Below are 25,480 nucleotides of genomic sequence, written 5' to 3' on the forward strand. Positions count from 1 at the left end.
TTCGACACCGTTCTCCACAGTCGAAGACCCGGTCCAGCGGTCGTACCCCTCGTGCACATCCCGCCACGGAGCATATGTCCCGGTCCGACACCGCATGTCGTCGATCAACTGCCGACGCGTCCATACCGGTGTCCACCCCGGCTTCTTGCGCAGCGGTAGCAACGATGCAAGCCGCGCCCGCCCGCTGGCTACTCGGTAGCTCACCACGCCCCAAAAGGCGTGATCACTCCTGGGGCTGCGCGACGGAGTTCTCTTCGCCAGCGCCCAGTACGTCGATGCCCCCCGAACCCGTCGACCGCCTTTCGACCGCGGGGCCGGAGTCCTACTGGCCACATCGACATCGAGGCACGTCATCAGGGTGGTTTCTCGTCGTTCGGGCGATCTGTCGCCGTACCAGGCGGCAGGACGCAACCCGCGCTATCCGATCGCGGTGTGAGAACGGCCCCCGTTGCGGTAATTGACAGGGTACTTCTGTGCTCCATAACGTACCCACATTCCGGGGGCCCACCCCGCCAGCTCAACGAGGAGCGCCGATGCAGCACGTATACGACATAGATGTCCGGATTCCGATGCGTGACGGCGTAGCCCTGGCCGCCAACGTGTGGCATCGGGCCGAAGGGGCTGGTCCGACGCTGCTCGTGCGCCTCCCGTACGGCAAGGACCTGCTCGGCATCACCCATGAGTCCATGCCCGGCTTCCTCGCGTTGCTGGAGGCCGGCTACGCGCTGGTGGTGCAGGACTGCCGGGGCACCCACCGCTCGGAAGGCGAGTTCGTTCCCCATATGGCCGACCGGGCGGACGGCGAGGACACCGTGGCCTGGGTCGCCGGCCAGCCGTGGTCGGATGGCACGGTGGGTATGTACGGGCCGTCCTACCTCGGGATGGTCCAGTGGGAAGCAGCCGCCACCGGCGCCCCGGCCCTCAAGGCGATCGCGCCGACCTTCACCTCGATCGACAACTACGAGGCGCCCTGGTTCTCGGCGGGCGGGGCGCTGTCGCTGAGCCTGGTCACGTGGTGGAACGCCATGATGTACATGGCCGACGCGCAGCGTTCCCTCGCGGCCGGCGAGGGCACTGTGTCCCAGCTGCAGCAGCTCGGTCAGGCGGCGCTGTTTCCCGAGTCTCTCAATGATGTGCTGCCGACGGCCGAGGTTCCGGTCCTGGCGGCGTACGGGAAGTGGTGGGACGACTGGATGGCCCACCCCGCCCACGACGGGTACTGGGACGCCATGGAGCTCACGCCCGAGCTCAAGAACGTCACCGTCCCGGCGCTCAACATCGGTGGCTGGTACGACCTCTACATCGGGCAGACCGTTCGCACCTACACCACCGCCCGTCGGAAGGCAGGCAGCGCGCAGGCACGCGCAGGGCAACGGCTGATCATCGGTCCGTGGGATCACATGTCCACGAGTGGCGTCTACTCCGACCGCTCCTTCGGTCCGTTGGCCAGTGCCCAGGTGATGGGCCTGTCCGGCCTGCATGTGAAGTTCTTCGACCGCTGGGTCCGGGGTGACACCGCCGCTCTGGACGGCGTGGCGCCCGTGAAGATCTTCGTCATGGGCATCGACCAGTGGCGCGACGAGCAGGAGTGGCCGCTGCCCGACACGACGTGGACCGACTTCCACCTCACCAGCGCCGGCCACGCCAACACAGCAGACGGCGACGGCGTGTTGACGACCGAGCCGCCGAGCAGCGTGGAGCACGACACCTACCTCTACGACCCGCGCCGCCCGGTCCCCACGGCCGGCGGGGCGTGCCTGCCGATGACGCCGGGGTTCGGCGGTCCGGTCGACCAGCGGACGGTCGCCGGCCGCGAGGACGTCCTGTGCTTCGCCGGCCCCGTGCTCGAGGAGCCCGTCGAGGTCACCGGTCCGGTCAGCCTGACCCTGTTCGTCTCCTCCTCGGCGGTGGACACCGACTTCACCGCCAAGCTCGTCGACGTCTTCCCCCACGGCCAAGCGATCAACCTGTGCGACGGGATCCTGCGCGCCCGCTACCGAGGAGGCCTCGCCACGGAAGAACTGATGGACCCCGGCACGGTCTACGAGATCACCGTCGACATGACCGCCACCTCGAACGTGTTCCTTCCCGGTCACCGCATCCGCGTGGACGTATCCAGCAGCAACTTCCCGCGCTACGACCGCAACACCAACACCGGAGGCGTCATCGCCCAGGAGAGCGAGGAGCAGATGATCCCCGCGGTCAACCACATCCATCACGGGCCGAACCACCCCAGCCGTCTGGTCCTGCCGATCATCGACCGGAAGGACCAGCGATGAGCGCCGCCGACCGGGTCGCCGACCTGACCGAGACATACGCGGCTCCGTCCGTCAACGTGGCCTGGCTGCTGTGCGACCAGCACCCCGCCGACCGCGTCGCGTTCACGGTCGTCGACGGCGCCGGTGAGCCTTCCCCGCTGACGTTCGGAGAGCTCGCCGCGGACTCCCACCGCTGTGCGCGGGCACTGCAGGGGCTCGGCGTCGGTCCGGGTGACAGGGTGGCGACCCTGATGGGCAAGAGCACCGACCTGGTCACCGTCATCCTGGCGATCTGGCGGCTCGGCGCGGTCTACGTCCCGCTGTTCACCGCGTTCGCGCCCCAGGCCATCGCCCTGCGCCTGGAAGGCTCGGGTGCGCACGTGGTGGTCGTCGACCCGGACCAGCGCCACAAACTCGACCCGGGCCCCGACATGCCGGACGACCCTCAACGCCGCGTCGTCGTCACCGGAACCGCCGCCTTGCGCGGTGACGCCCTGCTGGCCGACCTCGTCGCGGCCGCGTCGCCGGAGCCGGTGCCCGCCGTCACCACGAGCGGGGACGGACCGCTGGTGCACATGTTCACCTCCGGCACCACCGGCAAGCCCAAGGGGGTCGTCCACCCCGTCTCCTACGTCGCCGGATGGCAGGTCTACCTGGAGTACGGCCTCGGCGTCACCCCGGGGAGCAGCTACTGGTGCGCCGCCGACCCCGGCTGGGCCTACGGGCTGTACGCCGCCATCGTCGCTCCGATGGCCGCAGGCATCCCCAGCCTGCTGCTGTCCGGCGGGTTCTCCCCGGAGACGACCTGGCGCACCCTCGTCGACCACCAGGTCACCGACTTCGCCGCCGCCCCGACCGTGTACCGGGGACTGCGCTCCTCAACGGTGCCGGTGCCGCGAGGGCTGCACCTGGAACGGGCGTCCAGCGCGGGGGAGCCACTGACTCCCGAGGTCAACGAATGGGCCGGCTCGGCGCTCGGCCTCGCCGTGCACGATCACTTCGGCCAGACCGAGGTCGGCATGCCGTTGGCCAACCACCACCATCCCGAACTCGCCCGCCCCCTCAAGGCCGGATCGATGGGCCGGCCGCTGCCCGGCTGGAGCCTCACCGTCCTGGCCGACGAGAAGGACGAGCCCGCCGAACCAGGCGTGCTCGGCCGGGTCGCGATCGACGTCGCCGCCAGCCCGCTGATGACCTTCAGCGGCTACCAGCTCCCAGGGCAGAGCGACGCCAAGTTCACCGCCGACGGCCACTGGTACCTCACGGGCGACGCCGGACGCATCGACGCCGACGGCGACTTCTTCTTCTCCTCCCGCGACGACGACGTCATCATCATGGCCGGCTACCGGATCGGGCCGTTCGAGATCGAGAGCGTCCTCGCCCAGCACCCCGCCGTCGCCGAGTGCAGCGTCATCGGCGCACCCGACGACGTCCGCGGCGAGGTCATCGAGGCGTACGTCGTCCTCCGCGACGGCCACGACCCCTCGCCGGAACTGGCCACCGAACTCCAGCTGCTGGTCAAGACCCGCTACGCCGCCCACGCCTACCCGCGCACGATCCACTTCATCGACGCCCTGCCCAAAACGCCCAGCGGCAAGACCCAGCGCTACCTGCTGCGCAGCCGCCGACGCACCGAACTCGCCGCCCCGGAGCCACGTTGACCGGCATCGAACCTCTGCTCGTCGAGCAACGCGGCACCGTCCGCTGGCTGCTGCTCAACCGCCCGGAGCGGCGCAACGCCCTCGACGTCTCCCTCATAGAAGCCCTGGACAAGCAGATCACCAGCGCCGAGGCCGACCCCGGCACAGCGGTCATCGCCGTGGCAGGCAGGGGGCCGAGCTTCTGTGCCGGCGGGGACTTCCACCAGTTCCTGGAGCTGCACGACAGGGGCGACAACCCGGTCGACTTCCTGACCGACGTATCGGCCTGCTTCAGCCGCATCGCGGCCAGCCCGAAACCCTGGGTCGCCGTGCTGCACGGTCACGCCGTCGCCGGGGGCCTCGAACTCGCGCTTGCCTGCGATGTCGTCGTCGCCGCCGACACCACCCTCATCGGCGACGGTCACCTCAACCGGCGGCTGGTACCGGCCGGCGGGTCAAGCGTCCGGCTTCCCGGTGCGGTCGGACGCGGACTGTCGCGCTGGCTCCTGCTCACCGGCGAACTGCTGCCCGCGACCTCCTTCGCGCACACCGGCTGGATCCACGCGATCGTGCCCGAGGCCGACCTCGACGCCACCGCCACCCGCGTCTGCCGGCAACTGGCCGACCAGAGCAGCCCCGCCCAGCAACAGCTCAAGACGCTGCTGCACCGGATCGACGGCATCCCCACCGAGCACGCCCTGCGCGAGGAACTGGCCACCTTCGCCGACAACTGGACGGCAAGCTCCGTGGCCGACGCCCTGCGGGCCTTCCTCACTCCCCGGACCACGAAAGCAGACACCAAGTGAATCGCTACCACGGACGCGTCGTCGCCATCACCGGCGCCGCCCAAGGCCTCGGCTTCGCCATGGCGACCCGGTTCGCCGCAGAGGGCGCCACCGTCGCGCTGGCCGACGTCAACGAACAGGCCCTCACCGACGCCGCCCGGACCATCGCCAACGCCCACGACGCGAAACTCCGCACCGACCGGGTGGACGTGACCGACTCCGCCCAGGTCGATGCCTGGATCGCCGGTGTCACCGCCGATCTCGGCCGCCTTGACGTGCTGGTCAACAACGCCGGCATCATCCGCGACAACCGAGTCGAGGACATCACCGACGACGACTGGCACGCGGTCATCGACGTCAGCCTCACCGGCGGCTTCCACTGCGCGCGCGCCGCGTTCGGCCCCATGAAACGCCAGGGCTACGGACGCATCATCAGCTTCTCCTCCATGTCATGGCGCGGGAACTTCGGCCAGACCAACTACGTGGCCGCCAAGGCCGGCATCGTCGGTATGACCCGCACCCTCGCGCTGGAGGGCGCCCGCCACGGCATCACCGCCAACGCCATCGCCCCCGGCCTCATCGACACACCCATGCTCGCCTCCATGAACGCCCCCGCACGCGACAAACTCACGAACAAGGTCCCGATGCGCCACACCGGCACGCCCGAGGACATCGCCGAAGCGGCAGCCTTCCTCGCCGGCGAGGCCGCCGGCTACATCACCGGCATCGTCCTGGACGTGGACGGCGGCCTCTCCATCGGATCCTCGATCCGGTAACCGCGAACCCGGCGGACGAGCAGGTGATCAGCCGCCGCATCGGCATACGTCGTCCGGCTGCTCGGTGCGAGGCGATCGTCGAAACAGTCACACAGCCGATCCGGTTCGCGGGTGTGCGAACACATAGTGGTCTCGAGGCGGTCCCTGGGACCGGGGGGTACCGATGCAGGGTGTGCTCGTCACCGCGTTCACGGGTCCCGAGGCCCTGGTCGTACGAGAGCTTCCGGAGCCGGAGGCCCAAGAGGGCCAGTCAGTGAACGCGGCTGCCCCGGCGCTGTCGGGCGGGGCGCCCCGGGTGCGGTGCAGAGGGACCTCGCCGATGAGCTCCTCCAGGGACTCGCCGCGTCTCCAAGCCTGGGTACGTTAGCCGGTACGCTGGCAGCTGCTTTGTTTTCGCCACGAGGGCCGGTCTTCCGGTCCGGGCGACCGGAACGCCACGTCAGGCGGAGACGCTCATGGGGGATTGTTGCGGTGACGGCCCAACCAGACTCACGCGACCGACGCCCGCGCCGAACGGCGCGCAGGCGGGTCGTCGACACTGGTCGGCGGGACGAGCTGCTGCGCCAGGTCGAGGCGATCATCCTGACCGAAGGCTTCACCGCAGTGACCATGGATGAGCTCGCCCAGCGACTGGGGTGCTCCAAGGCGACGCTGTACAGCCTTGCCTCCACGAAGGAACAACTGGTGCTGGCGGTCACCCGCGCCTTCTTCCGGGACGCGACAGCCGAGATCGAACAGGCTGTCCAGGCCGAACCCGACCCCCGGCAGCGGATCCGGGTCTACCTCGCCGGCGTGGGCACGGCCATGCGCCGGCATTCCCACGCCTTCTACGACGACATGGTCGGTTACGAACCGACGGCGCAGATCTACCGCAAGAACTCCGCCGCCGCGGCGCAGCGGGTCCACGAACTGATCGAGGAGGGCGTGCAGAGCGGCGTTTTCCGCGCGCTCAACGGCCATTTCGCCGCCCAGGTCGTGGCGGTCACCATCGACGCGGTCCAGTCGGGGGCCCTCCTGGAGCGGACCGGCCTGACCGCAGGCGACGCCTTCTCCGAGCTCGGGGACCTCCTGCTGGACGGGCTCAGCTCGGGGCAGGGCACATCCGAGTCCGGTTCCACACTCGTCAGCTCGCCCCGGGGTCACGTCTCCGGGCCCAGGTGAGGCCCGCCTGCGGCGAACTGGGCTGCCGACAGGCGCGTAACCAGGGGCCAACGGCGGCGGAGTGCCCGGCACTCGACTGATCTCTCACCCCTGCCCGGCCCGCGACCGCGAGGTCGTCGGCTCATGTCCGGAGTCGGGCGCCTGTTGCCAGCCGGGCGGTGACTTCCCGGGGGGTGAGGGTGGAGTGCTCCGCGGAGCACTCGACGACGACGCGGACCGGGGCGTCGCACTCGGTGTGGCGGACGTCCAGTACGGGGCCCTCGGGGCCGAGGGTGTGTGCCTCGCCCCACTGGCTGAGCGCCATCAGGACGGGCCACAGGTCCCAGCCCTTGCGGGTCAGGCGGTACTCGTTGCGGGAGCGGCTGCCGGGCTCCTGGTAGGGGACGGTCTTCAGGATGTCGGCCGAGGTCAGCTTGCGAAGGCGGTCGCTCAGGACGGCTTCCGACAGGCCGATGTGGCGGTGGAAGTCGTCGAAGCGGCGGACGCCGTTGACGGCGTCACGCAGGATCAGCAGCGTCCATTTCTCCCCGATCACGTCGAGCGTGCGCTGGACGGGGCAGTTCTCCGTGCTCGCCTCAAGCCACTCCATTCCGCCATGGTAAGGCCCTGCCTTCGCCATTGACAGTCAGGTGAGCAGAAGCCTAGCTTCGCTTGGAAAAGTCAGCTGACAGGCAGAGGGAAGGCGCTGGGTCGTGGGGCGAACGCGTACGTATCAATGGGACGATCCCGCGATCTCGGCGGAGGCCGCCGGGCGCATGGCCGGCATCGACTTCCTGCGCGAGGTGCGAGCGGGGCGGCTGCCGCGGGCGCCGATCAGCCACACCGTGGACTTCACCCTGGACGAGGTGGAGCCCGGCAGGGCGGTCTTCTCGCTGACGCCGGGCGAGGAGCACTACAACCCGATCGGCAGTGTGCACGGCGGCATCTTCGCCACTCTGCTCGACTCGGCGGCGGGCTGCGCCGTCCAGTCGACTCTTCCGCAGGGCATGGCGTACACCTCGCTCGACCTGACGGTGAAGTTCCTGCGGCGGATCACCGTGGACACCGGCACGGTGCGCGCCATCGGCACCCTCATCAACAAGGGCCGTCAAACCGCCCTCGCCCAGGCCCAGTTGGTTGACGCGAAAGATCGTCTCCTCGCCCACGCCACCAGTAGCTGCCTGCTCTTCCCGGTGGTGCCCGCGCCCTGAACCTCGACGGGCTGTTTCACGGTCCGCACCGGGGGACGCTCCCGACTGCGACTGCGACTGCGACTGCGACTGCGACTGCGACTGCGACCACGACTTCGGCTGACGGCCATACCACCGCACGTACGCCTCAACTCGCCACGACCGAATGCGGCAAGCCGCGGGTCCGTACGCTGCCGCGGCCCGCGGCATTCCTGGTACCGCGTACCCGCCGTCCCTGGCGCGATCCGAAGGACTTCGAACCCCATGAGCACCGGCACCGGATCTGGCAGTGTCCCCGTCCACGACTCCGCGCCCGCCGGGCGGCACAGGAGTGAGAAGGTCATCGTCCTGGCGCTGAGCCTCGCCGCCATGATCGTGTCGATGATGCTGACGCTGGTCGTGCCGATCCTGAGCCTGATCCAGAAGAGCCTGCACACCACCGCCGCCAACGCCAGTTGGGTCACCACCGCCACCCTGCTGTCCGCCGCTGTGTTCACACCCCTGCTCGGCCGCTTCGGCGACCAGCACGGCAAGAAGCCCACCCTCGTCGGGGTCATGCTGGTGCTGATCGCCGGCACCGTACTGGCGGCCACCACGCATTCCCTGCTGTGGCTGATCACCGGCCGGGTGCTGCAAGGCGCCGCCACCGCGATCTTCCCTCTCTCCTTGTCCATCCTGCGCGAGGAGATCCGTCCGCAGAAGCTCCCGGCGGCGCTGGCGATGGCCAGTGGAGCGTTCGCGTTCGGCAGCGGCATCGCCCTGGTCGCCGCCGGTCTGCTCACAGCGGGTTCCCACCCCTGGCCACCACGCATTCCCTGCTGTGGCTGATCACCGGCCGGGTGCTGCAAGGCGCCGCCACCGCGATCTTCCCTCTCTCCTTGTCCATCCTGCGCGAGGAGATCCGTCCGCAGAAGCTCCCGGCGGCGCTGGCGATGGCCAGTGGAGCGTTCGCGTTCGGCAGCGGCATCGCCCTGGTCGCCGCCGGTCTGCTCACAGCGGGTTCCCACCCCTGGCCACCACGCATTCCCTGCTGTGGCTGATCACCGGCCGGGTGCTGCAAGGCGCCGCCACCGCGATCTTCCCTCTCTCCTTGTCCATCCTGCGCGAGGAGATCCGTCCGCAGAAGCTCCCGGCGGCGCTGGCGATGGCCAGTGGAGCGTTCGCGTTCGGCAGCGGCATCGCCCTGGTCGCCGCCGGTCTGCTCACAGCGGGTTCCCACCCCGACTATCGCAGCGTGTTCTGGCTGGCCACCGGGCTCGCCCTCATCGTCCTCGCCGCTGTTCTGACGCTGGTCCCGGCCACCCGTCACGCGACCGGCGGCCGCACCGACATCCTCGGCACCCTCACCCTCGCCGCGACTCTCGTGTCGCTTCTGCTGCCGATCACCCAGGGACACGAGTGGGGCTGGTCCTCACTGAGCACGATCGGCTGCTTCGCCGGTGCAGCCGCCATGGGCGCCGTTTGGGTGCTGGTCGAGCGGCAGGTGCCGGAACCGCTGGTCGACATGCGGATGTTCGTCCACCGGCCGGTGCTCTTCGCCAATCTCGCCGGGCTCCTGGTCGGCTACGGCACGTTCGTGCTCATCATCGGCGTGTCCTACCTGGTCCAGATGCCGTCGAGGGTCGCGGGATACGGATTCGACGCGAGTGTGCTGCGCGCATCGGTGGAGTACCTGCTGCCCAGCGCTGTGGTGTCGCTGCTCACCGCGCCGGTCGGCGGACAGTTGGTTCGCCGCCACGGTCCGCGGGCGGTCCTGGCGCTGGCCTCGGCGAGCGGCACGGCGGGCTTCGCCTGGCTCGCCCTGGACCACGGCCGCACTCTGTCGGTCGTCGGAGCAGGCGCCTTCGTGGGTGCTGCCATCAGTCTGGCTTACGCGGCCATGCCGGCGATCATCGTGGCCGCCGTGCCGCAGCGCGAGAGCGGCATAGCCAACGGCATCAACTCCATCTCGCGCTCCACCGGCGGCGCCATCGGCAGCGCGGTGATCACCACCGTGCTGGCCTCCGAGAGCGTCGCACACCTCCCCGCAGGCTCCCCGGCAGTGCCCGCCCAATCGCAGTTCACCCTCAGCTTCGTCCAAGCCGGCGCGGCCTTCGCGCTGATAGCGCTGGTCGCCTGGTTCGGCCTGCGGCACATCCAGATGGCACAGCACCACGCCGTCGAAGCGTCCGGGGATCGGGTTGCCGTGACCGGGTCCGAGTCCGAGGTGCTGCCCGGGGGCAGGTAGGAGGCCCGTCCGGAGCCCTGGCGCGGTGACGTCAGAAGAGGGCTGCTCTGACGTCACCGCGGGCACCGTCATTGCGGATCCTGCCCAGATGGGCGAAGGCGTCCGCCTGCTCATGCCGCCGCGGCGAGACGGTCGAAGCGGGTTGGGCGAGGCCGTGACGCGGGCGGTCGGGCAGCGGTCGGTAGCGCAGTCTCCCCAGAAGGCACGGGTAGGGATGCCACCCGGACCGGCGGCCTCGCAGCAGCGGAGCTCCCACCGCACCGGTCGCGTGCGCAGTGGCGAACATGCTTCCCGGTCCTCATGTGAGTACGGTCATAATTTCAATCTTGGTCGGACCCTTGTTCGCGGACTTGCCCCCTGCTTATTGTCGTAGGGTCGTAATGTAAAAGGCTCAACGAGCGTGCGGACGCAGCGTCCTGTGAACCCGCCGGCCGAAGAAGCCCAGCATCTCTCTCAGTCGAAAGGGACTTCCCATGGAGTCGCTGGTCTTGTCGAAGCCGACGCCTGGGGCAGCGGACGAGGCGCTGGGTGCGGAACGGACGGGCACCGACACGGCCGCGGCGCGACGGAACCAGAGCGCCCCCGGTCCCCTCGGCTCCTTCGCCCGGTTCGTCCTGTTCGGCGGTGGTGTCGGGGTCGCGTCCAGTACTGCCGTGGCAGGGCTCGCGGGACTGATGCCCTGGGCTGTGGCGAACGCTGTGATCACCGTCGCCTCGACTCTCCTCAGTACGGAGCTCCACGCACGCTTCACCTTCGGGACAGGGCATGCCGGATGGCGCCAGCACTGGCAGTCCGCGGGATCGGCCACGGCCGCCTACGTGGTGACCTCCGCCGCGGTACTCGTCCTGCACCTCGTGCAGCCGTCGGCCGGAGTTCTCTACGAGCAGGTCGTCTACCTCACCGCCGCCGCACTCGCCGGCATCGGGCGCTTCCTGGTGCTGCGGGTGTTCGTCTTCGCCGGTGGCCGGACCCGGACCACGGTGCGGGCCATGAGCCCGGCGCCGGTACGGGAAGCTGGCGCCAAGGTGTCCTTGCTCTTCCCGGTACCGGCGCTGTGAGTGAAAAGTCCGGCGGCTGGGCGCCGAGCGGAATGCCGGCCCGTGGGGTCGGGGATCGCGCGGGCCCGCGCTCGGAGGCGCGGGCCCGCGTTTCGAGCCGGAGGGCCACTGCCATCGGCGGGTGAGCCACACGATCCGGTGTATGCCAGGCATGGCTCTGTCCATCGACGACGGACCGGATGCCCTCGACGGCGCAGGCGCGGGGCGTGCTGGACGGGGCGCGAAGCTCAGGCGGGGGCTGGGGTGCCGGCCGGAGCATCTCCTGGGTCCAGGTCGGCAGCCGGGCCGCCGGTCTTGCGTCGGCTGGGCACCAGGAACGCCAGCGCCGCCGCCACGACGAGCGCACCGGCGCCGAACCAGAGCGCCGGGATCAGTCCGTCCACGAACCGGGAAGCGGACTCGTAGCCTCCCTGGGCGGAGAAAATGGCCGCCAGGGACGCGACGCCGATGGCGCCGCCGACCTCGCGGATGGCGTTGTTGGCGCCGGAGGCGATGCCCTCTTCCTCCGGGTGGACGGTGCTCATGACGAGGCTGGCGGTTGGGGCGAAGAACATGCCCATGCCGATCCCGCAGACGATCAATGCCGGCAGCAGAGCGGTGTACGACACCTGCGGCTCGACGGCCAGCGCCCAGAGCCCCAGGCCCACGGCCTGCAGGGCGAGCCCCACCGCGACGACCGGTCCGCCGCCGATGCGGTCGGACAGCGCCCCTGCGAGCGGTCCGGCGATCATGGGCATGGCGGTCCAGGGCAGCATCCGCACGCCGGCTTCCATCGGCGAGTAGCCGCCGACCGTCTGCAGGTACTGGCTGAGCAGGAAGATCGATCCGAACATGCCCAGGAACATCAGCAGGCTGGCGGCGTTGATGGCGCTGAAGGAGGGGTGGCGGAACAGGCGCATCGGCAGCATCGGGTGGCTGGCGCGCTGTTCCCAGGCGACGAAGGCGACCAGCAGGAGGGCGCCGCCGATCAGGCCGCCCAGGACCGGGGCGCTGGTCCAGCCCTCGGCGTTGCCGCGGACCAGGGCGTAGACGATGCCGAACAGACCGCCGCTGGCCAGAAACGTGCCGGGCAGGTCCAGGCTCGGGTTGCGGCCATGGCTCTCATCCAGGCGCAGCACGGCCAGCGGTATCAGCGCCAGGCCGGTCGGAACGTTCACCCAGAAGATCCACTGCCAGGAGAGGTGCTCGGTGAGCGCGCCGCCGATGAGTGGTCCCATGGCGACGGCGATGCCGCTGGCCGCGCCCCAGATGCCGAAGGCGACACCCCGCCGCTCGGCCGGGACGGCGGCCGACAGCAGGGTCAGGGTGAGCGGGGTGATGATCGCGGCGCCGAAGCCCTGCACCGCGCGGGCGGCGATCAGTTCGTTCATGCCCGGGGCGAGCGCGGCCGCGGCGGACGCGGCGGTGAAGATGCCCAGCCCGAGGACGAACAGCCGTCGGCGGCCGAAACGGTCACCCAGGGAAGCGCCCAACATCATCAGCACGGAGAAGGTGAGTGTGTACGCGCTCACCGTCCACTCGAGCTCTTCAAGGCCGCCGCCGAGGTCCTCGCGGATGGAGGGCAGAGCGGTGGTGACGATCAGGTTGTCGAGCGCGGTGATGAATCCCGCCACGCTGGTGATGACCACGGCCCACACGGCGCTGCCGCCCCGGGCCGGTTGCTGGCTTTGCTGTTCCATGACTTCCCTTGACGGACTGGGTCGGTAAGCGATCATTTGGATGACGCTGACGGTGCTCGGCGTGAAGCCGAGCCCCGTCAGCGGCGGGCTGAGTCCGGATCCCCGCGCGACTGGACTCAGCCGGCTGCGGGCAGAGCGTCAGGACCTCTGCGGTCGGCCCTGACCGGGCGCGGCGGTGCCGGCCGTGCGGGTCTGACCAGTCCGGTGTCGTAGGCGAAGATCACGGCCTGGACGCGGTCGCGGGCGCCGATCTTGGCGAGGATGTGGCTGACGTGGGTCTTCACGGTGGATTCGGCCAACGACAGTCGTTCGCCGATCTCGACGTTGCTCCAGCCGGAGGCGATGGCGGTCAGCACCTCGCGCTCGCGCTGGGTCAGGGATTCGCGTTGGCGCTGGGGCAGGGAGGTGAGCTGCCGCTGTTGCTTGGGGGTGCGGCCGGCCAGCCGGTCGGAGAAGACGTCGATGAGCTCGCGAGTCAGGCCGGGGGCGATGACCACGTCCCCGGCGGCCACGGACCGGATACCGGCGACGAGCGCGTCGGGCAGCGCGTCCTTCAGCAGAAAGCCCTTGGCGCCGGCGCGCAGGGCGTCGTACGCGTGCTCGTCGATGTCGAAGGTGGTCAGGACCAGAACGTGGGAGCGGCCTCCGGACTCGACGATGCGGCGGGTGGCCTCGATGCCGTCCATGCCGGGCATGCGTACGTCCATGAGCACGACGTCGGGGCGCAGTTCGGCGGTTTTGCGGACCGCTTCGGCGCCGTGGGCGGCCTCGCCCACCACGGTCAGATCGGGATGCTGTTCCAGAAGCATCCGGAAGCCGAAGCGCTGCAGGGCGTGGTCGTCGACGATGAGAACGGTGGTCATGCCAAGTCTCCGTGTGGGCGGTGGTGGGGGTGGGTGGGGACGAGAAGGGGAGGGACGGTCCGGTCGCCGCGGGAGTTGGGGCCCGCGGCGAACCCTCCTTTGCGGAGGCGGTCCGCTCGCGTGGACCGAACGGCCTCTGGTCGCCGCCGTCATGGCCGTCCACGCGTGAGGTGCACGACGGTTTCCGGTGTCCTCGGCGGTGACGTCTACCGCGTCGAGCACGGGGGTGACGATGACGTGCGCCGCGGTGTCCGGGGCGGCGCACTGGACGATGTTCGTCAGGACTTCTGGATGATGCGCTGGACGGCGAGCTGGAGCCCTGGGTGAGGCCTGCCACGTCGCCCTCGGTGTGCGGGGTGGCGGTCGGCCCCGGCGGCGCGGGCCCAACGCGACAGGGCATTGAGACCGACCAGGCCCGACGGGGGGTGTGTACGGGGGACGTCCGGCTTCTCGCGGTCGTCGCGGATGACGGCGTCAGCGGCGTACTTCTCCTTGCTGGCTGATGCCTCCGGTGGTCGGGTCGACGGCGTAGCGCGGTTTCGCGAAGGCGCTGATCACGTTTCCGACGCTACTGATGGAAGGACGGCAGCGGATCCGTCGCCGTATCGGTCACGGAACTGCCAAATCTCGTGGAACGCGGGTACCGGAAGTGGCTCGGGACGACAGCAGCCCCTTAAGATTTCAAGCAAATGGACCTATATGGACGGCGCCCGGAGCAGACAGCGCTTGACCGGATCCTTGACGGTGCTCGGCAAGGCGACGGGGCAACACTGGTGTTGTGGGGGGACCCCGGCATCGGCAAGACCGCCCTGCTGGAATACGTGGCCGAGTCAGCCGCCGTGGACTTCACCGTCCTGAGATGCGGGGGCACTCGTCTTGAGTCGGGGCTGGCCTTCGCCGCTCTGCACGAAATGCTGTGGCCGGTGACGGATCGGATCAGCATGCTCCCGCAGCCGCAGGCCAACGCCTTGAACGGGGCGCTGGGTACCAGCAACGACATGGCGGACCGGTTCCTGATCGGCGTGGCCGTGCTGACGCTCGTCGGCGAGCTGGCCAGGGAACGGCCGGTGCTCATCGTCGCCGACGACGCCCAATGGCTGGATGAGCCGTCCGCACAGTGTCTGGCCTTCGTCGCGCGCCGACTGCGCAACGAGCCCGTGGTCTTGCTCCTCACCGGACACGACGACCCTGTCGACGGCCCCTGGGAGAAACTGGCGGCCATGGAGGTCAGGGAGCTGGGCGACGAGGACGCACGGCTCCTGGCCCGTGCCGTCGCTCCGCACGCGGACGAGGCGGTGATCCGCCGCACGATCCGCGCGGCAGCCGGAAATCCCCTCGCACTCCAGGAACTGACCCCCTCCGTGGCGGCCGGCGACATCTCGACGCACCCTCTCGCCGATGAGCGGATCGCCGTCGGACCCCGCCTGCGCCGTGCCTTCCGCGCCCGGATCGAAAAGTTGTCCGCGCCTGCCCGCACCGCACTCCTTCTCGCCGCCGCCGATGACCGTAGCGATCGAAACACCCTGTACCAGGCCGGACTTGTGCTCGGCTTCGACGCAGTCGCGTGGGACGAGGCGCTGCACTCGGGCCTGCTCACCACGCGCGCGGACGGCCGGATCTGCTTCCGCCACCAGCTGATGGAGGCGGTGGTCTACGAGCAGGCGCCGCCCGTGAACCGCCAGGCCGTGCATCATGCGCTCGCCTCCGTACTGACCGGTGAGAACGCCGACGAGCTGCGCCCGTGGCACCTCGCCGCGGCTTTGGAAGCGGTGGGCCGACTCGACGAGGAGGTGGCCCGGCTGCTGGAGGAGTCGGCCCACCGGTCCTGGGCGCGCGGTGGCTGTGCCACGGCGGCCCGAGCCCTGCGGCGTGCGGCGAAACTGTCCCCCTCGACGGACAACGCGGCCAGACGGCTGGCTCACGGAGCCAGAGCGGCCTGGGAGGCAGGCCACGTCGATGTGGCGCGGCACATGCTGGAGCGGGCCGAAGGGGCCTCCTCCGCATCCACGGTCGCGGATCTCAGCGAGGGGCTGCGCGGGCTGATCGAGTTCGCGCACGGCGATCTGGAAAACGCCTGCCGTCAGCTGACCCGGGACATGGAACGAGTGGTCGATCCCGGACAGGCGTTCAGGCTCGGCAGCATGGCGCTGCGAGCGGCGTGGGCGGCCGGTCACGGCGCACTTCAGCGCGAGGCGCTCCATCGGCTCGAGCGGCGGCTCCCGCAACACGACTTCCCCAACGCCGATCTGCTGCCGTTGCTGCGCCAATGGTGGACGCAGGAACGGGGCGGCGGCGCCCATGACCCGAACCAGGTCGGGAGCCTCGGCGCTGACATCCTCACCCGGCTCAGCGGCAGTTCCTGGCTCCTGATGCCACCGTCACCGCTGGCGGTGGCCTGGGGCATCGAGTCCGCCCTGCAGGAGGCGCTCCGCCGGGAAACCGACGCGCTGCGGCACACGGACCAGATGACCGCCCTGACCCAGGCGCTGGCCCAGACCGTGGCGCTCGACATCGCGCAAGGCTCCTGGACTTCGGCCACGGCGAACGCCCTCGAGGGACTCCAAGTGGCCGAGGGGATCGGTGACGACCACTTGACGGCGCAGTGCAGCGCCGGTCTGGGATGGCTGGCGGCCGTGCGAGGCGATGAGCAGACCGTCGCAGACTTCGCCGCCCGGACCATCCATGACTGGGTGCCGCGCGGGGTGCGTGTCTTCAGCGCCAACGCGGAGTGGAGCCTTGGTATGACGGCGCTCTTCGCCGGCCGGGGGGAGGAGGCCCTGGACCGCCTGGTCCGGCTGGACGAGGACGGGCACCAGGCGGCACACCCCACCATCGCCGTGCTCGCCGCGCAGGACACCGTCGAGGCCGCCCTCCAGGCCGGGCAGCGGGTCACCGCCGAGGAACAGGCACGGCTGCTGCGGCGGTGGGCCGAACGGACCAACGCACCGTGGGCGATCTCCGCGACACACCTGGTCCACGCCCTGCTGGCGTCCCGAGCGGATGCGGAGAAGCAGTTCCGGCTTGCGCTGGAGGTCCCCGGAGCCGCGTCTCGACCCTTCAACCACGCCCGCACGCGCCTGCTGTACGGCGAGTGGCTGCGGCGGTCCCGCCGTCGTACCGAGGCCCGGGCACAGCTGGCCGAAGCGGCGGAGACCTTCCGACGGCTCGACGCGGCTCCCTTGCTCGCCCGCACCCGGGCCGAACAGGAGCTGACGGGGCAGCAACCGCGCCGGGACTCCGAGCAGGCACGGGACACGCCAACGACCCTCACGGCGCAGGAGTTCAGAGTCGTACGGCTGGCCGCGGAGGGACTCACCAACCGGGAGATCGGGGCACAGCTGCTGATCAGTCCCCGTACGGTGGGCCATCATCTGGCCAACGTGTTCCCCAAGCTCGGTATCGTCTCGCGCTCCGACCTCGCGCGCATCGACTTCGAGGACGGGCTGCGTCTGATGGGGTGACCGGCGGCCGGTGTCCTCGATCTCCGTCATGGTCCCTGGAGTTGGGGCACCCGCTGTATCAGGTCCACCCAGATGGCCTGCAAGCGTGCGGATGGCCACCCCTCGTTCCTTGCGGTGGTAGTCCGCCGCTTCGAAGCTCGTGAAGGCGAGAAATGCGGCGAACCCAGGACATCAGGGAGATGTGGCCGTAGGCCTGGCTGTCGCCGTCAAGGCCTCGCGGCCGTCGGCTCTGGCGAGGAATGACTGCGGTGTGGGTGGTTCAAGCGGTGTGCCGATTCATCGCCGTGTCAGCGGAGTTGTAGGCGCCGGGGGGTTCTCAGTGCGCGGGGGACAGGGCCCCGCGGAAGGTGCGCCGGTAGGCGAGCGGTGAGACGCCGATGACGGCATGCAGGTGTTCTCGTAGCGATGTGCCGCCGCCGAAGCCGACTTGGCCGGCGATCTCGTCCACCGGCAGGTCGGTGGTTTCCAGGAGGTGCCGTGCCCGGTCGACGCGCTGCTGGATCAGCCAGCGTCCCGGGCTCATGCCCACCTCTTCGGTGAAGCGGCGGGCGAAGGTGCGCAGGCTCATGTGGGAGTGCTCGGCGAGGTCCGTCAGGGTCATGGGCTCGTGGAGGTTCTCCAGGGCCCACTGGCGGGCTGTGGACGTTCCGCTGGCTGTGGCCTCGGGTACCGGGTGCTGGATGTACTGCGCCTGGCCTCCCTCGCGCCACGGGGGGACGACACACATGCGGGCCACCTGGTTGGCGACTTCACTGCCATGGTCCTTGCGGATGATGTGCAGGCAGACGTCGAGCCCGGAGGCGGCACCGGCCGAGGTCAGCACGTCACCGTCGTCGATGAACAGAACGTCCGGATCGAGTGCGACCTGTGGGAAGCGTGCGCGGAAGAGGTCCGCGACCATCCAGTGGGTGGTGGCCGGCCGGCCGTCGAGGAGCCCGGCGGCGGCGAGGACGAAGGCGCCGGTGCAGATCGAAACCAGGCGGGTGCCTGGGGTCACGGACGCGAGCGCCTGGACCACGGCCTGCGGGATCTCCGCCGTGACGTCGGTGGCGGTGAAGGGCGGGATGACGACGGTGTCGGCCGTGGACAGCGCCTCCGGGCCGTGCTCGACAGTGATCGAGAAGTCGGAGTTGGTGCGGACCGGGCGCCCGTCGACGCTGCACGTGAGGACCTTGTAGCGGCCGCCTGTGGCCCCGAAGACCCGGCTGGGAATGCCCAGTTCGAAGGGGTACACACCGTCGATGGCCAGAACGACGACTCGGTGAACGGATGCCATGACGTGATCCCGTCGAAAGATGGAATTCATGCCATGATATCGGACGGTGACAGCAGGCGCGCTGGACGCATCACGCGCTGCGCCGCCCTGCGCGCCACACATCAAGGCCTCCATGTTCTCGCCGAGTCCGGAAAGGGTGGCGCCGTGAACCGCCGCACCCGTCCGCCGTCGCACCCTTGCACCACCCGCTGACCCCCGACGGCGCCGATGCCCGCAAGGGCTTCGGTGTGCGACGACGGATACCGTGGCGTGATCCCGTCGAAAGTTGGCATTCATGCCATGGTGCCCGGGAGTGGCGGGCAGCGACGCTGGACGCATGACAAATTCCAGTACCGCCACGATGCGTGCCATCCGCCAGGACTCCCACGGTTCTCCCGAGGTGCTCAAGGAGGTCGAACTGCCCAGGCCCGAGCCGGGGTTGAGTGAGATCCTGATCGCGGTCCGCGCGGCCGGGGTCAACCCGACCGACTGGTGGAACCGCGCTCAGCCCATGACCGCCAACGACCTGCCCCTCATCCTGGGCTGGGACGTCTCCGGAGTCGTCGAGGCCGTCGGTACCGGCGTCACCCTGTTCAAGCCGGGCGACGAGGTCTTCGGCATGCTGCCCTACCCGCACGGGGTCGGCTCCCACGCCGAGTACGTGACCGGCCCGGCCCGCGCCTTCGTGCACAAGCCCGCCGGTACCGACCACGTCCAGGCCGGTGCGCTCCCGCTCGCGGCCCTGACCGCCTACCAGGCACTCGTCGACACCGCCGATGTCCAGCCAGGGCAGCGCGTCTTCATCCACGCGGCCGCCGGCGGCGTCGGCCATCTCGCCGTGCAGATCGCCAAGTCCCGCGGCGCGTACGTCATCGGCACCGCCAGCGCCGCCAAGCACGACTTCCTGCGTTCCCTGGGAGTGGACGAGGCCATCGACTACCACACGGTCGACATCGCCGACGCCGTCAAGGACATCGACGTCGTCCTCGACCCGGTCTCGCTGGACACCGCCGCCCGCGCCCGCTCCCTCGCCGTGCTGCGGCCGGGCGGCACCCTCGTCTCGATCCTTCCGGTACCCATCGACCCCGACGAACTGGCTGACATCGCCGCGCGGGGCATCCGCTACGAGAGTCTCCTCGTCGAGGCCGACCGCGCCGGCATGCAGGCCATCGCCGACCTGGTGGAAACCGGCGCCCTGCGCGCCCACATCGAGGCCACCTTCCCGCTCGCCGAGGCCGCAAAGGCCCACGCCCTGGGCGAGACCGGCCGCACCACCGGCAAGATCGTGCTCACCGTGGAAGGGACAGTGAAGACGCAGATCGCCGTCCAAACCCTCACGGCCGTCTTCGACGGGAGCGACACGACCGCCATCGACCGCCACGTACGGCCGGACTACATCCAGCACAACCCGCTCGCCCCCGACGGCCCCGAGGCCATGAAGGCCTTCGGCGCCGCGATGCGACAGCAGTTCCCGGACGCCAAGTACGACGTGTTGCGGGTCGTGTCCGAGGGCGACCTGGTGCTCCTGCACTCCCGTGGCGTGCTGGTACCCGGCACCCCCGGGACGGCCGTCTTCGACATCTTCCGCTTCCAGGACGGGAAGATCGCCGAGCACTGGGACATCATCCAGGAGGTGCCGGCGACCACGGCCAACGGCAACGACATGTTCTCCACCCTCAGTCGGCCGCAGACCGAGGCGCCGGAGCAGCGGTGGTTCACCGCGTACAACAAGAAGCTGGTCACCGCGTTCGTCGACCAGCTCCTGGTCCGCAGGGATCTGTCCGCCGTCGACGCCTTCGTGGGCTCCGAGTACCACCAGCACAGCCCGAACATCCCCGACGGCGTGGCGGGCGTGAAGGCCGGACTGGGCGCGTACTTCGAGCAGTTCCCGCAGCTGAGCCTGACGCCGAAGCGGGTCATCGCCGAGGGTGACCTGGTGGCCGTCCACAGCCACTACGTCAACACACCGGGCGAGCGCGGCCGGGCGGTCCTCGACCTCTTCCGGGTCAGGGACGGAAAGATCGTCGAGCACTGGGACGCCATGCAGGACGTGCCGGAGACCTCCGCCAACGACAACACGATGTTCTGACGTCCACCGGGTCGTAGCGGTCGCGCTACGACCCTGGGCAGCGCCCGCAACTGATCTTCGCCCCGACGCGATGGCTCGTGCGACGGCCGGGACCAGTGCACAGCCAGGTGGCAGGCCTGACCACTCCGGAGTCCTGTGGGCCGTTTCGGGACGTGCTGTTCCCCGGCCGGATCCCGCGGCCCCCGCCGACCTGCAGGCCGGCGCCGCGGAGTGACTGGGCCTGGAGGGGAGTGCGCTCATTCCCGTCCGCCAAGGCCGAGGCGGGCTCAGTGAGGCTCCGTCCTGTGGAAACGTCAGGCGCTCATGAGCCGCCTCGCTTGGCGCGGAACGAGGTTCGCCCGTTTCGTCGAACCATGGCGACGGTGGCGGCGAGGCTGCCGCGATTCAGGTCGGGGCGCAGGCCGTTCCCGAGGCGGTGTATCTGGTCGGTGTGCCAGCTGATGTCCAGTACCCCGTCCAGGGCCTTGAGGTCGGCGACTTTGCCCAGCAGGTTCCTCATGCCGTAGCGCACCTGGTGTGCCGTGAGTGCCTCGGTCTGCCCTTCGAGGATGAGCCGGGCCGCGTCCGGCGTGGTGATCGTCGGCCGACCGATGCCGACCACGTCGCACTCGCCGGCCCGCACGGCTTGCTGCATGGCATCGCGGGTGCGGAATCCGCCTGTGACGGCGACTGGGATACCGCCCACGAGGTTGCGGACAGTGCGGGCGTATTCCAGGAAGTACGCCTCGCGTGCCCTGGTGCTGGGGGCCGCCGAGCCGCTCATGGCCATGGACTCGTAACTACCGCCGCTGACCTCGATGAGGTCGACGCCCTCGTGGGCGAGTGCGGCCAGCACGGCCTGGGACTCGGCCTCGGTGAATCCGCCCCGCTGGAAGTCCGCCGAGTTGAGTTTGATGCCCACTGCGAAGCTGGGCCTGACGCGGCCGCGGATGCGGCGGACGACCTCGAGGCCGAAACGCATCCGCCGCTCGAGGTCGCCGCCCCAGTCGTCGTCGCGCCGGTTGGACAGAGGTGACAGGAACTGCGAGATGAGATACCCGTGGGCCGCTTGCACCTGTACGCCGTTGAAGCCGGCTGACTCGCACACGGCCGCGGCCGTGGCGAAGCGCTCGATGATCTCCTCGATCTCTGCCGGTCGCAGTTCGCGCGGCGTCGTGGCTCCGGGCAGTTTCGGCGGGATCGGGCTGGGGGCCACCGGCGTGTGTCCGAGTGCCAAGGGGTTGGCTTGGCGTCCGGGGTGGTTGAGCTGTGCCCAGATCGCACCGCCGAAGTCCTGGGCTGATTTGGCCCAGCGCGAGAGTGCGTCGAGATCACGCTCGTCTTCGATGACGATGTTGCCCGGCTCACCGAGCTGTCCGCGATCGACCATGACGTTGCCGGTGATCATGAGGCCATAGCCGCCACGGCTCCACGTGGAGTACAGACGGCTGAGGCGTTCGTCGGGTGCGTTGTTCTTGCTTCCCAGGGCCTCGCTGAGCGCCGACTTCATCAGACGGTTGGGCAGTATCTGGCCGTTCGGGAGAGTGAGGGGCGTGTCCAGCGTGTTCATCGGGGCCTTCTTCGGTGTGGTTGACGCCTGGCCGGGTTGTCTGGGGGGCCGGGTTCGGGGCAGTGCGGGGCGGTGCGGGGCGGTGGATCGTCACAGGAAGGCCGGCGGGGGCTGGTAGCCCTCGAGTTCTCGGCCGAGGAGCTCGGCGAACTTGATGGTGGTGAGGTCGCCGCCGCTCGGACCCATCGCCTGGAGCCCGACAGGCAGACCGTCTCGGCCGGTTCGCACGGGGATGGTCGTCGCCGGAGAGCCGGCCACGTTGGCGATGGCGCTCCACTTGACCTGGTCCCAGTAGGGGCGAGACCGCTCGTCGACCTGGATCCGGCGTCCGAACCTGTCGATCGGTTTGTTGTGATGAGGCGGTGCCGTGGTCGGTGTGACCGGCATGAGGAGGACATCGAAGTCCCGGAAGAACTCGGTCCACCGTTGCCGCAGCTCATGGCGTGCCACATCCGCCTGGAGCCAGCTGTAGTGGGACTGGAAGGTTCCTCGCAAGGCGTACAGCGCCTCTCCACGAGGATGCTGGGCAACACGCGCGAGGAGCGCCGTGTTGGAGGCCGCTGTCAGGCCGGATCGGTCGTAGGTGAACGCACCGAAGAGCAGGCGCAGGAAGCTGTCATGACTGGTCGTCATGTCATCGGGCAGGCCGGAGGGCCGCAACTCGACCTTCGCGCCGGCCGCCTTGAGGGCGTTCAGGGCGTCGTCCATGGCTGTGGCGACGTCGTGGTCGACAGGGCACGACGCGTCCTCGGGCCATACCGCGACCCGGAAGCCGTCCAGCTGGCTCGCCCTGGGTGGCGCGAGGGTGTAGCTGAAACCGCCGTCGCGCTCGGGCGGTCCTACCGTCGCGTGGAGGACGGGGACAAGGTCGCGCGCCTCGCGCACCTGGGCCCCCGCACAGGCGAGGTCGATCTCCCCCCACCGCCCGACACCGGGTCCGCCCGGCACGTGGCCGATGAGCGGGATGGACCGCCAGGTCGCCTTGTGTCCGTAGAGGCCGTTGAAGTGTGCCGGGATCCGGGTGGATCCGCCGATTTCCGAGCCGAAGTCGAAAGCGGTCAGCCCTGCGGCTGTAGCCACGGCACCACCCCCTGCGGAGCCTCCGGACGTGCGTGCGGTGTTCCACGGGTTCAACGTGGGCCCGAACACCGGGTTGTCCGCCTGGACGTCCTGGTTTCCCGCGGGCATGTTGGTCTTGCCGATGATCACCGCACCCGCGGCACGCAGCCGTCGCACTGCCTCGGCGTCCTGGTCGGGCACGTATTCCCTGAGGTGAGGCCGACCGCAGACGGTCCGCAGACCAGCGGTCTCGTAGCTGTCCTTCAGCGTGATCGGCAGACCGTGCAGCGGGCCGAGTTCTGCCCCACTCGCGCGTTTCGCATCGGCATTCCTGGCGTCCTGCCGCGCTCGTTGGACGTCAAGGGTGACGATCGCGTTGAGCGTCGCGTTGTGGGCGTCGATGCGGCTCAGGTAGACGTCGAGCAGTTCCTCACTCGACACCTCGCCCGAGGCCAGCGCACTCAACTGGTCTGCGGCTGACTGGAATGGGAGGTCACGCACGGAGGGCCTCGTTTCTGTATGCGTGATTCGGCGGGCCGAGAGGTCGAGAGGGGGACGGTCCCCTGATCCCTGAAGGGAGAGCGATCATGCTATTATGACCATAAGCTAATTTCTAGCCCCCTCCCCTCCTGTGGTTCCGCGGTCAGGTGCCACTCTGGCCTGCCCTGATGTGAGTGAACCCGGGGGTGGCGCAAGCCTTGTGGAGTGCTGCAGGCGTCCTGCCGTCGACCGAACCGACTGCAGTCACAGTCCGCAAACCCCATGCGGAAGGGCACGGCCGTGAACGACGCACAACAAGTGCGAGGCGACGTGGTGGCGTCGTACAGGAAGGCGCCCACCCGCACCTCACCGCCGGGGGAATGACCTTCGCCTACCGCGACGTCGGCGCGCGGACCGGTGTCCCGGTGGTCTTCATCGCCCACCTCGCCGCGGTCCTCGACAACTGTGACCCCCGGGGCGTCGACGGCATCGCCGCCAAGCGTCGCGTCATCGCCTTCGACGACAGGGGTGTCGGCGCTTCCAGTGGCTCGACGCCACAGACCATCGAGAAGATGGCCAAGGATGCTGTCACCTTCATCCAGGGGTTCGGGCTCCGGAACGTCGAAATCCACGGCGTCTCGTTGGGCGGCATGATCGCCCAGGTGATCGCGCAGGTGATCGCGCAGGACGAACCGCAGCTCGTCCGCAGGTCTGATCCTCACGGGCACCGGCCCCGCGGGTGGCGAGGGCATCAAGAACGTGAGCCGGTTGTTGTCCCACCTCGACACCGTCCGAGCCCTGTTCACCCTCCAGGACCCGAAGCAGTTCCTCTTCTTCACCCGCACCGCGGCCGGGCGCCGAGCCGGAAAGCAGTTCCTGGCCCGCCTCAAGGAGCGCACTCACGACCGGGACGAGGCGATCTCCCTCACGTCGTACTTCGCCCAGCTCTAGGCCATCCACTGCTGGGGACTCGCACAGTCCCCGGACCTCTCCGTCGTCCCGTTGGAGACTTCTCCGGGCCGGAGAGGCCCGAGTAGCCGGAGTGATCGACGCCCGTCAACACGAGGCGGCGAGTGGCCGTGCCCGGACGCGCGGAACGGTGATCGCATCCGGGCTCGGCTCAATGCCCTCGCCCTCGCCCGGCAGAGGTCGACCACCACGTCCACCACCACACCGTGCGACTCGGCCGCTCCACTCAGCGAATGAACGTCAGGGCGTTCTCGATTCCCTGCTCAAGGACCTCGTCGGCGAACTCGCGGTCGGAGAGAGCGCGGGACAGTTGCAGCGTCCCCACCATCATGGCGAAGAGCCCGATGGCCTTGCCTCGAGCGGACTGGGGATCCGCGGGCGCCAAACGGGCGGCGATCTCTTCCATGGTGGCCGTAGCGCCCTCGGTGTAGGCCTGCTTGGTCCCGTCCGCGCAGCGGCCGATCTCGTCGAGCAGTGCCGCGGAGGGGCATCCGGTGCTGGGGTGGTCGCGGTGCTCGGGCGACAGGTAGCCGCGTACGAAGTCCTCGAGTCCCTCTCGGCCGGGTCGCAGCGTGTCGTAGCTCTTGATCTGCGAGCGCAGTTCAGCGGCGACGACGTTGGCGACGAGGTCGTCCTTCGAGGCGAAGTGGGCGTAGAACGCTCCGTTGGTGAGCCCGGCGTCCGCCATCAGTGTCGAGATGCCCGAGCCGTCGATGCCGTCCTGCTTGAATCGGTGGCCGGCCTTCTCGATGATCCGTTGCCGCGTCACCTGCTTGTGCTCCTTGGCGTAGCGCGCCACAAGCCGCCTCCCGTCGCAATGTAAGGCCGTTGCCCTGTGATCCAAGCTTAGCCTATGGTCTGACGTATATAATATTATGCCTGCGAGGCAATGTGCAGGGCTTACACCCCGAGGTGGGCACTCGACCGCAGGTGGGTCGTGCCGTCCTCGCCGGTGAGGGGTGAGTCTCCCGCCGGGCACTGGACGGCAACGCCGCCCGGAGC

At 69.5% G+C, this 25,480-nt stretch carries 18 protein-coding genes and 4 pseudogenes; 15 read left to right on the forward strand and 7 right to left on the reverse strand.

Translation table 11 applies throughout. The features are described 5' to 3' along the window. Window positions 1–533: 533 nt before the first annotated feature. The 5 genes from ACWBNA_RS09060 to ACWBNA_RS09080 all read left to right on the forward strand — a co-directional run bounded on the left by ACWBNA_RS09060 (window position 534) and on the right by ACWBNA_RS09080 (window position 6,620). Window positions 534–2,279: a CocE/NonD family hydrolase gene (locus ACWBNA_RS09060; RefSeq protein ID WP_482703718.1), complete on the forward strand. Its 1,746-nt coding sequence runs from the start codon at window positions 534–536 to the stop codon at window positions 2,277–2,279. Continuing rightward, a complete protein-coding gene (locus ACWBNA_RS09065) occupies window positions 2,276–3,919 on the forward strand; it encodes an AMP-binding protein (protein WP_482703719.1) in 1,644 nt (547 codons plus the stop codon). The genes ACWBNA_RS09060 and ACWBNA_RS09065 overlap by 4 nt, the downstream gene beginning before the upstream one ends. Further along, window positions 3,916–4,704 carry an enoyl-CoA hydratase/isomerase family protein gene (locus ACWBNA_RS09070; protein ID WP_482703720.1) on the forward strand — a complete coding sequence of 263 codons (789 nt, stop codon included), beginning with the start codon at window positions 3,916–3,918 and terminating at the stop codon, window positions 4,702–4,704. The genes ACWBNA_RS09065 and ACWBNA_RS09070 overlap by 4 nt, the downstream gene beginning before the upstream one ends. Further along, window positions 4,701–5,459, forward strand: a complete 759-nt coding sequence (locus ACWBNA_RS09075; RefSeq protein WP_482703721.1) for an SDR family oxidoreductase — start codon at window positions 4,701–4,703, stop codon at window positions 5,457–5,459. The genes ACWBNA_RS09070 and ACWBNA_RS09075 overlap by 4 nt, the downstream gene beginning before the upstream one ends. Window positions 5,460–5,930: 471 nt before the next feature. Continuing rightward, window positions 5,931–6,620, forward strand: a complete 690-nt coding sequence (locus tag ACWBNA_RS09080) for a TetR/AcrR family transcriptional regulator (protein WP_482703722.1) — start codon at window positions 5,931–5,933, stop codon at window positions 6,618–6,620. Between the two features lie 121 nt (window positions 6,621–6,741). On the opposite strand, the gene ACWBNA_RS09085 is transcribed toward ACWBNA_RS09080, so the two are convergent. Continuing rightward, entirely contained in the window at window positions 6,742–7,209 is a 468-nt protein-coding gene (locus tag ACWBNA_RS09085; protein ID WP_482703723.1) for a winged helix-turn-helix transcriptional regulator, read from the reverse strand. Window positions 7,210–7,312: 103 nt separating this feature from the next. On the opposite strand from ACWBNA_RS09085, the gene ACWBNA_RS09090 reads away from it, so the two are divergent. The 5 genes and pseudogenes from ACWBNA_RS09090 to ACWBNA_RS09110 all read left to right on the forward strand — a co-directional run bounded on the left by ACWBNA_RS09090 (window position 7,313) and on the right by ACWBNA_RS09110 (window position 11,074). Further along, window positions 7,313–7,810 (forward strand): PaaI family thioesterase, encoded by a 498-nt coding sequence (locus tag ACWBNA_RS09090; RefSeq protein WP_482703724.1) that lies wholly within the window; start codon window positions 7,313–7,315, stop codon window positions 7,808–7,810. A 243-nt stretch (window positions 7,811–8,053) separates the two neighbouring features. Further along, a pseudogene (locus tag ACWBNA_RS09095) lies at window positions 8,054–8,587 on the forward strand (MFS transporter); the annotation flags it as partial. Window positions 8,588–8,628: 41 nt separating this feature from the next. Further along, entirely contained in the window at window positions 8,629–8,829 is a 201-nt protein-coding gene (locus ACWBNA_RS09100) for a hypothetical protein (RefSeq protein WP_482703725.1), read from the forward strand. Window positions 8,830–8,840: 11 nt separating this feature from the next. Beyond that, window positions 8,841–10,016: an MFS transporter gene (locus ACWBNA_RS09105; RefSeq protein ID WP_482703726.1), complete on the forward strand. Its 1,176-nt coding sequence runs from the start codon at window positions 8,841–8,843 to the stop codon at window positions 10,014–10,016. A 473-nt stretch (window positions 10,017–10,489) separates the two neighbouring features. Then, window positions 10,490–11,074, forward strand: coding sequence for a GtrA domain-containing protein (locus tag ACWBNA_RS09110; RefSeq protein ID WP_482703727.1), 585 nt, complete (start codon window positions 10,490–10,492; stop codon window positions 11,072–11,074). A gap of 227 nt (window positions 11,075–11,301) precedes the next feature. Here the strand turns inward: ACWBNA_RS09110 and ACWBNA_RS09115 are convergent, their stop codons facing one another. Both ACWBNA_RS09115 and ACWBNA_RS09120 read right to left on the reverse strand, forming a co-directional pair. Further along, a complete protein-coding gene (locus tag ACWBNA_RS09115; RefSeq protein WP_482703728.1) occupies window positions 11,302–12,753 on the reverse strand; it encodes an MFS transporter in 1,452 nt (483 codons plus the stop codon). Window positions 12,754–12,869: 116 nt separating this feature from the next. Further along, window positions 12,870–13,616, reverse strand: a complete 747-nt coding sequence (locus tag ACWBNA_RS09120) for a response regulator (protein ID WP_482703729.1) — start codon at window positions 13,614–13,616, stop codon at window positions 12,870–12,872. Between the two features lie 689 nt (window positions 13,617–14,305). Here ACWBNA_RS09120 and ACWBNA_RS09125 point away from each other — a divergent pair. Then, a complete protein-coding gene (locus tag ACWBNA_RS09125; RefSeq protein WP_482703730.1) occupies window positions 14,306–17,077 on the forward strand; it encodes a helix-turn-helix transcriptional regulator in 2,772 nt (923 codons plus the stop codon). Between the two features lie 316 nt (window positions 17,078–17,393). On the opposite strand, the gene ACWBNA_RS09130 is transcribed toward ACWBNA_RS09125, so the two are convergent. Next, the gene (locus ACWBNA_RS09130) at window positions 17,394–18,353 is read right to left on the reverse strand and encodes a GlxA family transcriptional regulator (protein ID WP_482703731.1); all 960 of its coding nucleotides are present in this window, start codon (window positions 18,351–18,353) and stop codon (window positions 17,394–17,396) included. A 340-nt stretch (window positions 18,354–18,693) separates the two neighbouring features. On the opposite strand from ACWBNA_RS09130, the pseudogene ACWBNA_RS09135 reads away from it, so the two are divergent. After that, window positions 18,694–19,632 (forward strand): annotated as a pseudogene (locus ACWBNA_RS09135) (NADP-dependent oxidoreductase); the annotation flags it as partial. Between the two features lie 30 nt (window positions 19,633–19,662). After that, window positions 19,663–20,421: pseudogene (locus ACWBNA_RS09140) on the forward strand (nuclear transport factor 2 family protein); the annotation flags it as partial. Between the two features lie 301 nt (window positions 20,422–20,722). Here ACWBNA_RS09140 and ACWBNA_RS09145 read toward each other — a convergent pair. Together ACWBNA_RS09145 and ACWBNA_RS09150 are read right to left on the reverse strand one after the other, a co-directional pair. Then, window positions 20,723–21,970: an NADH:flavin oxidoreductase/NADH oxidase family protein gene (locus tag ACWBNA_RS09145; RefSeq protein WP_482703732.1), complete on the reverse strand. Its 1,248-nt coding sequence runs from the start codon at window positions 21,968–21,970 to the stop codon at window positions 20,723–20,725. A 90-nt stretch (window positions 21,971–22,060) separates the two neighbouring features. Next, window positions 22,061–23,530 (reverse strand): amidase, encoded by a 1,470-nt coding sequence (locus ACWBNA_RS09150; protein WP_482703733.1) that lies wholly within the window; start codon window positions 23,528–23,530, stop codon window positions 22,061–22,063. A 359-nt stretch (window positions 23,531–23,889) separates the two neighbouring features. Here ACWBNA_RS09150 and ACWBNA_RS09155 point away from each other — a divergent pair. Together ACWBNA_RS09155 and ACWBNA_RS09160 are read left to right on the forward strand one after the other, a co-directional pair. After that, window positions 23,890–24,156 (forward strand): annotated as a pseudogene (locus tag ACWBNA_RS09155) (alpha/beta fold hydrolase); the annotation flags it as partial. Between the two features lie 112 nt (window positions 24,157–24,268). Beyond that, the gene (locus ACWBNA_RS09160; RefSeq protein ID WP_482703769.1) at window positions 24,269–24,460 is read left to right on the forward strand and encodes a hypothetical protein; all 192 of its coding nucleotides are present in this window, start codon (window positions 24,269–24,271) and stop codon (window positions 24,458–24,460) included. 244 nt (window positions 24,461–24,704) lie between these two features. Here the strand turns inward: ACWBNA_RS09160 and ACWBNA_RS09165 are convergent, their stop codons facing one another. Next, window positions 24,705–25,277: a TetR/AcrR family transcriptional regulator gene (locus ACWBNA_RS09165; RefSeq protein ID WP_482703734.1), complete on the reverse strand. Its 573-nt coding sequence runs from the start codon at window positions 25,275–25,277 to the stop codon at window positions 24,705–24,707. Window positions 25,278–25,480 lie beyond the last annotated feature (203 nt).

This window comes from Streptomyces sp. Q2 (assembly GCF_056820935.1).